Annotated in this window: 1 protein-coding gene and 1 pseudogene; both read left to right on the forward strand. The window is 68.4% G+C overall.

From position 1 onward, the window contains the following. Window positions 1-401: pseudogene (locus tag AC27IQ_RS23260) on the forward strand (AsmA family protein); the annotation flags it as partial. Between the two features lie 176 nt (window positions 402-577). Continuing rightward, window positions 578-1,774, forward strand: coding sequence for an FAD-dependent monooxygenase (locus AC27IQ_RS23265; RefSeq protein ID WP_487090964.1), 1,197 nt, complete (start codon window positions 578-580; stop codon window positions 1,772-1,774). Window positions 1,775-2,004 lie beyond the last annotated feature (230 nt).

Raw genomic sequence — 2,004 nt, forward strand, 5'->3', positions numbered from 1 at the left:
GGCATCGCGCAGACCCGCTCGGTGAAGCTGAGCACCAACGAGGCCACGGTGGAAGCCACCGGCACGGCCGACCTGGGCCGCGAGCACATCGACCTGCGCATCAAGCCCGAATCGCTGCAGTGGAAGTTCTTCTCCCTGCGCACGCCGCTGTACGTGAAGGGCCCATTTGCCGATCCCAAGGTGGGCCTGGAAGCCGGCCCGCTGCTGCTGCGCGCGGGCGCGCCGTGGCGGCCGCCGTGGTCGCGCCGGTGGCGCTGGCGCTGGCCCCCATCACGGTGCCTGCAGCGGACGACGACGAGAACTGCGCCGTGCTGCTGGCCCGCGCCGGGGACAAGGTGCAGGGCGGTGCCGCAGGGGCAGCCCCAAAACCGCCAGCCTCCACGCCAGCCAAGGCGCGCTGAGACGTGCAAAGGCGCGCTCAAGTGCGTTGAAGCGCTCCAAGGCGGGCATGATTGCTATATTTTTAATAGCACAACCCTCTAGATCAATATGCGCCGAAGCCATTTTTGACCCGCATCCCATAGGCGCGCTTTCCCTGCGCACAGCGGTCTCGAGAAACCCATCTGGAAAGAACCCCATGCCACGGCACATCCTGATCACCGGCGCGAGCGTCGCCGGCAACACCGCCGCCTGGGCCCTGGCGCGGTCCGGCTGCAAGGTCACCGTGGTCGAACGGGCGCCGGAGTTCCGTGACGGCGGGCAGAACATCGACGTGCGCGGTGCAGGCCGCGAGGTGCTGCGCCGGATGGGACTGGAGCAGGCAGCGCTGGACCAGGGCACGGGCGAGGAAGGCACGGCCTGGATCGACGAGGATGGCCATGCCGTCGCCGAGTTCAAGACCGACGAACTGTCCAGCGACGGGCCCACCGCCGAGATGGAAATCCTGCGCGGCGACCTCGCCCGGCTGCTGTACGACGCGGCGCGCAAGCGGGCCGATTACCGGTTCGGAGACCATGTGGCGGCCATCGAAGACGATGGCACGGCGGCGACCGTGCGCTTCGCGGGCGGGCAGCAGGAGCGCTTCGATGCGGTGGTCGTCGCCGAGGGCGTGGGTTCGACCACGCGCGAACGGGTGTTTTCCGGCGAAAACGAACCGCGCTGGATGGACCTGACGCTCGCCTACTTCACCATCGCCCGTGCACCCGACGACGACCGGATGTGGCGCTGGTATCACACCACCGGCGGTCGAAGCGTCTCGCTGCGGCCCGACCGGCACGGCACCACGCGCGCCATGCTGACGATCCAGCGCCCCACTGAGGGCGAGCAGGACTGGGACATGGACAGGCAAAAGCGCTTTCTGCGCGAACAGTTTGCCGATGCCGGATGGCAGGCCCCGCGCGTGCTGGCGGGCATGGAGACGACCAGCGATTTCTACTTCGACGCGTTGCGTCAGGTGCGCCTTGCGCGGTGGCACCGTGGGCGTGTGGTGCTGACGGGCGACGCCGCCTGGTGCGCCACCCCGCTGGCAGGCATCGGCACGACGCTGGCCCTCACGGGCGCCTATGTGCTGGCCGGTGAAATCGCACGGGCTGGCGATGGAGGCAGGCTCGAAGAGGCTTTCGCCGCCTATGAAAAAGCCATGCGGCCGATGGTTGAACAGGGCCAGAACGTGCCCAAGATCGGTCCCCGCCTGATGAACCCCCACAGCCGGCTGGGCATTCACCTGCTGCACGGCGCGCTGCATCTGGCCAGCCTGCCAGGGGTGCGCGATGCGTTCGCGAAGCTGATGAACCGCCAGCTCGACGAGCCGGACCTGTCGCGCTACCCTGCGTGAGAGAGATCGACGCGGTGGTGCCTGAAAGGGGCGCCTGCTGGCATCGGCACACCGCGCAGCAGCAGCAGCAGCAGCAGCAGCAGCAGCAGCAGCAGCAGTAGTAGTAGTAGTAGTAGTAGTGAGGCAGGCCGAGCGCTGCACCGACGCACCGTTCCCCGGGAACCTCGCCCACGCCTCAATGGAAATCGCGGCTGCCGTCCAGCGCCTGGGCCGGCGGCCGAGCAAGGGGG

This window comes from Acidovorax sp. KPB24-07, from assembly GCF_057543315.1.